The sequence below is a fragment of the Mycobacterium sp. genome, assembly GCF_035603715.1.
In the GTDB taxonomy this organism is placed as follows: Bacteria; Actinomycetota; Actinomycetes; order Mycobacteriales; family Mycobacteriaceae; genus Mycobacterium.
In genome coordinates, this window is the sequence record NZ_DATNJW010000272.1 from 1 (window position 1) to 6,748 (window position 6,748).

7 protein-coding genes are annotated in these 6,748 nt (G+C 65.5%); 4 read left to right on the forward strand and 3 right to left on the reverse strand.

All coding sequences use genetic code 11. The features are described 5' to 3' along the window. Positions 1 to 44 precede the first annotated feature (44 nt). Complete coding sequence (locus tag VN856_RS11510) at positions 45 to 1,031, reverse strand: MIP family channel protein (RefSeq protein WP_325689062.1); 987 nt, start codon at positions 1,029 to 1,031, stop codon at positions 45 to 47. A gap of 196 nt (positions 1,032 to 1,227) precedes the next feature. Between VN856_RS11510 and VN856_RS11515 the strand changes: the two genes are divergently transcribed. After that, a complete protein-coding gene (locus VN856_RS11515) occupies positions 1,228 to 2,745 on the forward strand; it encodes a class I adenylate-forming enzyme family protein (RefSeq protein WP_325689064.1) in 1,518 nt (505 codons plus the stop codon). Positions 2,746 to 2,765: 20 nt separating this feature from the next. Beyond that, entirely contained in the window at positions 2,766 to 3,062 is a 297-nt protein-coding gene (locus VN856_RS11520) for a hypothetical protein (RefSeq protein ID WP_325689066.1), read from the forward strand. Here the strand turns inward: VN856_RS11520 and VN856_RS11525 are convergent. Next, positions 3,059 to 3,682 (reverse strand): TetR/AcrR family transcriptional regulator, encoded by a 624-nt coding sequence (locus VN856_RS11525; protein WP_325689068.1) that lies wholly within the window; start codon positions 3,680 to 3,682, stop codon positions 3,059 to 3,061. The genes VN856_RS11520 and VN856_RS11525 overlap by 4 nt on opposite strands. Positions 3,683 to 3,711: 29 nt before the next feature. Further along, a complete protein-coding gene (locus tag VN856_RS11530) occupies positions 3,712 to 3,858 on the reverse strand; it encodes a hypothetical protein (protein ID WP_325689070.1) in 147 nt (48 codons plus the stop codon). Positions 3,859 to 4,079: 221 nt separating this feature from the next. Between VN856_RS11530 and VN856_RS11535 the strand changes: the two genes are divergently transcribed. Together VN856_RS11535 and VN856_RS11540 are read left to right on the forward strand one after the other, a co-directional pair. Then, the gene (locus tag VN856_RS11535; protein WP_325689072.1) at positions 4,080 to 4,889 is read left to right on the forward strand and encodes a crotonase/enoyl-CoA hydratase family protein; all 810 of its coding nucleotides are present in this window, start codon (positions 4,080 to 4,082) and stop codon (positions 4,887 to 4,889) included. A gap of 42 nt (positions 4,890 to 4,931) precedes the next feature. Beyond that, on the forward strand, positions 4,932 to 6,748 hold a 1,817-nt coding region (locus VN856_RS11540; RefSeq protein WP_325689074.1), incomplete at its 3' end, for an acyl-CoA dehydrogenase.

A 6,748-nucleotide genomic window follows, 5' to 3' on the forward strand; every position in this document is an offset into this window, starting at 1 on the left:
GCATTCGCCGAGAAGCGGCCGGCCCGCTGGACCGGCACCTGAGCTCAGGCGGCCTGATCCTCCTCGGCGTCGGCGCTGTCCTCGGCGGTGACCGGCCCGGCCACCCCCGCCGCGGCGTCGGTGGTGGGGACCGGTGCCAGACCCGGTTCCGGGGTGCGCATCATCGCCGCGCGCGCGTCCAGCACGTGACCGATGAAGAAGTCGTACAGCAGGATGCCGGCGACGGCGCCGAACAGCGGGATGAACACCGGGATCCACCAGTAGTTGGTGGTCTGCCCGTAATCACCGGGCAGGGCCAATTTCCCCCAGCCCGCTAGCCACGCGAACACCCGCGGACCGAGTTCGCGGGCCGGGTTGAGCGCGTATCCGGCGTTGGTGCCATACGAGCAGCCGATCACCGCGATGATGAAGCCGATCAGCAGCGGCGCCAGGTTGCCGGCGGGCGCCTGGTTGCGGTTGTCGATCAACGCTGCGATCAGGACGACGAGGATCGCGGTACCGACGAGCTGGTCGACCACCGGCCCGAGGTAGCCGCCGTGGAAGTACTGGGCGGGAGAGGTCGCGAAAATTCCGTAGGTATCCATCGCATCCGCTCGGGCTATACCGGCGTCATGGGCCTCGATTGCGGGCCGATACACGGCGTAGACGGCCGCGGCTCCGCAGAAGGCGCCGACGATCTGAGCCACCCAGTACGGAATTACATTGCGCCAGTCGAATTTTCGTGCGACGGCGAAGGCCAGCGTCACCGCCGGATTGAAATGCGCACCGCTGATACCGCCGGAGACGTAAGCCGCCAGCATCACGGCGAACGCCCAGCCGAAGACGTTGATCAGCCAGTTGTCTGGGCCGAACGGAACGGTCTGCCGGCCGGAACCCGGCAGGCCGACGGTGTTCACCGCGCAGGTGCCGAGCCCGAGCAGCAACAGCACGAAGGTGCCGAAGAACTCGGCGAGCATGGCGCCCGCGATCCCGGCGCGGAGCCGGGTGAAGGTGGAATGTGTGGGCGATAGGTCTGCTGTGAAGGTCGTCAACGCGTTGTCCCCAACTCGCTCGTGGTTGCTTGGTCAACTACTGGCGAACTCGGACCGGGGTAACCCGCCGGTCCGCAGGCAAACGCCTTGGCTCTAGTGACATCGGCCACGGCGCGGTTGAAATGTGACGTCATCTAAACTGGCATGACACTTTGGACAAGCTTTGTAACGTGTGGACACCACAGAAAGTGCGAGCGTGAGTATTTCGCTACTTCTCGAGATGGCGAGTTCGAGCGATCCCGAGCGGACCGCCGTCGTCTCGGGGGACGTCCGGCTGACAACACAGCAGCTCAGCGATCTCGCCGATGGCGGCGCCGGCATCATCGCGAGTTCGGGGGCGTCGCACGTCGCCTACGTCGGCACCGGCGGCGCGATGCTTCCGCTGCTGATCTTCGCCTCGGCCCGGGCCGGGCAGACCTTCACCCCGATCAACTACCGGCTGTCCGCCGAGGGCATCAAGACGCTGATCGCCAGACTGCCCGATCCGCTGGTGGTGATCGACCGCCGCTACCTCGACGAGTTGGGTGGTCCGAAGGGTCTCGAAGGCTTGGCCAGGCAGGTCATCGTGTCCGACGACTTTCTGGTGCAGGCCCGCGACGCCGAACCGGCCGTGGAATTCGCCGACCCGGACTCGGTCGGCATCGTGCTGTTCACGTCGGGCACCACCTCGCAGCCCAAAGCCGTCGAGCTCACCCACAACAATCTGACCAGTTACGTCACGGGCACAGTCGAATTCGGGTCGGCCGAGCCGACCGATGCCGCGTTGATCTGCGTGCCGCCGTACCACATCGCGGGGGTCAGCGCGGCCCTGTCGAACCTGTACGCCGGCCGGAAGATGGTTTATCTGCCGATCTTCGATCCCGAGGAGTGGGTACGCCTGATCGATGCCGAGCACGTCACCAGCGCCACGGTGGTGCCGACGATGCTGGACCGCATCGTGACCGTGTTGGAGAGCACTCAGCATCGTCTGCCGTCGCTGCGCAACCTGGCCTACGGCGGGTCCAAGGTGCCGTTGCCGCTGGTTCGCAAGGCCTTGGAGCTGTTGCCGCACGTCGGTTTCGTCAACGCCTACGGCCTCACCGAAACCAGTTCGACGATCGCCGTGCTGACTCCCGACGACCACCGCGAGGCACAGGCCGCGGCCGACCCGGCGGTGGTCCGGCGGTTGGCGTCGGTTGGTCAGCCGGTCCCGAGCGTCGAGGTGCAGATTCGCGATGAGGGCGGTGCCGTGTTGCCGGCCGGGCAGACCGGCGAGCTGTTCGTGCGTGGTGAGCAGGTCTCGGGTCGCTACACCGGCATCGGCTCGGTGCTCGACGCCGACGGCTGGTTTCCGACCAAGGACATCGCCACCCTCGACCACGGCGGCTACCTGTTCATCGGCGGCCGTAGCGACGACACGATCATCCGCGGCGGCGAGAACATCGCGCCCGCTGAGCTGGAAGACGTGCTGGTTGAACACCCGCACGTGCGCGATGTCGCGGTGGTCGGCGTCGACGATCCGCAGTGGGGACAGGCGATCGTCGCGGTGGTCGTACCGGCCGTCGGCGCCGAGCCTGACCCCGAGGAATTGCGCGAACACGTCCGCAAAAGTTTGCGCGGGTCACGCACCCCTGACCGGGTAGTCTTTCGCGACGAGCTGCCCACCAACGCGACGGGCAAGGTGCTGCGCCGCGAAATCGTCGAAGAGCTTCGCGCCGCCCCGGCCGAGCAGTAACCGAACCGAGGATCGAGATCATGATCAAAAACGGAACCCGTTTGGCCAGCCAGGTTTGCGACACCCAGGTCATCGTCGTGCGCAGCGCAGACAGCTTGGATGATCTGCGTTGTGGTGGGGCGCCGATGGTGGAGTTGGGTGCTGAGCGTTCCGGTCAGCTGGATCCGGCATTCTCCGACGGCGCGGTGATGGGCAAGCGTTACGTGGACGAGGCCGGTGCCGAGGTGTTGGTCACCAAGGCCGGCGCGGGAACGTTGGCCGTCGGCCAGACCGCGCTGAGCCTCAAGGAGGCCAAGCCGCTACCGGCCAGCGACTAGTCCCGGCCGGGAACTCCGTTACGACGGACGAATTCCCTTGCCTTGACCAGGAATTCAAGCTGCTCGTAGACCTTGTGCAGTGGTTCGCTGCTGCGGGTGGATCGGCACAGGACGACGGCGCCTTCCAGCGTCGCGATCGACATCACCGCCAGCGAATCGGCGTCCGACTCAACGAAGCCGTCGGCGACGAACGCCCATGTCAGCGCCGTGCGCCAATGCGCGAAGATCCTCGCCGCTTCGGCGGACAACCGGACTTCGTCATCGGCCGAGCCGATCGCTGCGGCGACCACCGGGCAGCCGGCGTGAAAGTCGCTTTCCGCGAGCACACGTTCCCAGAAGTCGACGAACTGTCGAAGCAGAACCTTGGCACCGCGGCCGGCGGCGTCGTCGATGTCGGCCGTGATCGCATCCCCGGCGTATTGCAGCGCCTCGGCGAGAATCTGATTGCGGCCGTCTGGAAAGTGGTAGTACACCGAACCGCGCGGCGCACCGCTACGGGTCAGCACTTCGTCGATGGTCACGCCCGCGGCACCGCGTTCGCGCATCACCTCGGCGGCGCTGATCAGCATTCTGGTTCGGGTATCGCCGCGCTTGCGCGGCGCATGCGTCGCTAACGACATGGCGCTGTGTTCTCTCTACCCGGCGACCGTCAGGCCGCGGGGGTGTGGCGTAGCTGCGGCATCCGCCATTGGATCGTCCGCGGATTGAACCGCGCGGGCCGCAGCGTGCTGCGACGAAGCCCGGCCCACTCTCCGCTGAAGCGGTATCCGCCGACGTTGAGTTCGACGATCAGCATGATCTTCTCCTGCTGCCCCCATGCGCCGGATATGCCGACCCATGATTATGGGATAGACCATATAAGACTGGTGTCCAGCACGCAAACGCAAACGATCTCCGTTGCTGGATAGAGACCTAAAAGGCCAGTCTGGCGGCACTCGGCGAACACGTCCTTTCTGTCAACTTGATTAAGTTTTATGCCCTATTGCATATTCACGGTCGGTGCGCTTGACTCGGCGGATGACTGGCTCAACTGATGCACTTCCGCACCTGGAAACCGTGACGCTCGAGCGGGATGGTCACGTCCTGCTGATCGGGCTGAATCGACCGGACAAACGCAACGCCTTCAACCAGGCGATGCTCACCGACCTGTCCCGCGCCTACGGGCTGCTGGAGTCCGACGCATCGGTGCGCGCCGGCGTGCTGTACGCGCACGGCGAGCACTTCACCGGCGGCCTTGACCTGGTGGATGTCGGTCCCAACATCGCGTCCGGCGATCTCCCGTCGCCCGCCGACGGACGAGACCCGTGGCGCCTGGACGGTTCGTGGACCACGCCGCTGGTCGCTGCGGCGCACGGTTGGTGCATGACGCTGGGTATCGAACTGCTGCTGGCCGCCGACATACGCGTCGCGGCGGCGGACACCCGATTCGCCCAGCTCGAGGTTCAGCGTGGCATCTATCCGTTCGGCGGTGCGACGCTGCGGCTTCCCCGTGAGGGCGGCTGGGGCAACGCGATGCGCTGGTTGCTCACCGGCGACGAATTCGACGCCGCCGAGGCGCACCGCATCGGGCTGGTGCAGGAAGTCGCCGATGACGGCACCGCTGCGTTGTCGCGTGCGCGCAACATCGCGCAGACCATCGCCGAGCGCGCAGCACCGCTGGCCGTGCAGGCCACGCTGGCCTCGGCGCAGTTGGCCCGCGCGCAAGGCGATGGCGCTGCCATCGAGCGCCTGCGGCCCGACGTGGCGGCGCTGTTCGCCACCGCCGACGCCGCCGAAGGCGTGCAGTCGTTCATCGAGCGTCGCAAAGCCCAATTCCAGGGGCGCTAAAGCGCGTTAGGCTCAGCCCACGGCGATTGAAAGGCGTCAGCGATGGGCCACTACAAGAGCAATGTGCGCGACCTCGAGTTCAACCTCTTCGAAGTGCTGGCCTTGGACAAGGTGCTGGCCGACGACGCCTTCGGAGACCTCGATGGCGAATCGGTGCGAGAGATGCTTTCCGAGGCCGCCCGATTGGCCGAGGGGCCGGTCGCCGAGTCCTTCGCCGAAAGCGACCGCCACCCGCCGACGTTCGACCCCGACACCCACGTCGTCACGCTGCCCGAGCCCTTCAAGAAGTCACTGGACGCGTGGCGAGAAGGTGAATGGTTCCGGGTCGGGCTCGAAGAAGCGGTCGGCGGTGTACCCGCGCCGTCGATGGTGGCTTGGGCGGTCAACGAGTTCGTGCTCGGCGCCAACCCCGCCGTGTTCATGTTCCTGGCCGGGCCGTTTATGGGGAACATCCTCTACGGGATCGGCAATGAGCAGCAACGGCATTGGGCATCAATGGCGATCGATCGCAACTGGGGCGCGACCATGGTGCTCACCGAACCCGACGCCGGTTCCGATGTCGGCGCCGGCCGGACCAAGGCGACCGATCAGGGTGATGGCACCTGGCACATCGACGGCGTCAAGCGGTTCATCACCAGCGGTGACAGCGACGACGTCTTCGAGAACATCCTGCATCTGGTCCTGGCCCGGCCCGAGGGTGCGGGCCCGGGCACCAAGGGTCTGAGCCTGTTCGTGGTGCCCAAATTCCTGCTCGACCCGGAGACCGGTGAGCCGGGGGAGCGCAACGGAGTGTTCGTCACCGGGCTGGAACACAAGATGGGCCTGAAGGTTTCGGCCACCTGCGAACTGACCTTCGGGCAGCACGGAGTCCCGGCCACGGGATGGCTGGTCGGCGACAGCCACAACGGCATCGCGCAAATGTTCAAGGTCATCGAGTACGCCCGAATGATGGTGGGCACCAAGGCCATTGCGACATTATCGACGGGCTACCTGAATGCGTTGGACTACGCCAAGACTCGGATTCAGGGCGCCGACCTGACCCAGATGACCGACAAGACCGCGCCGCGGGTCACCATCATTCACCATCCCGACGTACGTCGGGCGCTGATGATGCAGAAGTCCTACGCCGAAGGCCTGCGAGCGCTTTATCTCTTCACCGCCGCCCACCAGGACGCGGCGGCAGCCGCCATCGTGTCCGGCGCCGACCCGGAGTTGGCGGAGCGGGTCAACGATCTGCTGCTGCCGATCGTCAAGGGCGTCGGCTCCGAGCGGGCCTACCAAACGCTGACCGAATCACTGCAGACGTTTGGTGGGTCCGGATTCCTGCAGGATTATCCGATCGAGCAGTACATCCGCGATGCCAAGATCGACAGCCTTTACGAAGGCACTACCGCGATTCAGGCGCAGGACTTCTTCTTTCGCAAGATCGTCCGCGACCAGGGCGCGGCACTGGGCCACCTCGTCACGCAGATCGAGTCGTTCATCGACAGCGAGGAAGCGCGCCCTGAACTTGTCGAAGCGCGCAAGCAGTTGGCCACCGCGGTCGACGACCTGCAAGCCTGGGTCGCCACCATGACCGGATATCTGATCGATTCCCAGCAGAGCGCCAGCGAGCTTTACCGGGTGGGTTTGGAGTCGGTGCGTTTCCTGCTCGCTGTCGGTGACCTGCTGATCGGCTGGCTGCTACTCCAGCAGGCGGAGATAGCGCTGACGGCACTCGACGGCGACCCATCACCAACCGACAGCGCTTTTTATGCCGGAAAGATCACTACGGCAAACTTTTTCGTCAAGAACGTGCTGCCGCGATTGACTGCTGAACGCGAGATCGCGGCCAATGTCGATCTCGCGGTCATGCAGCT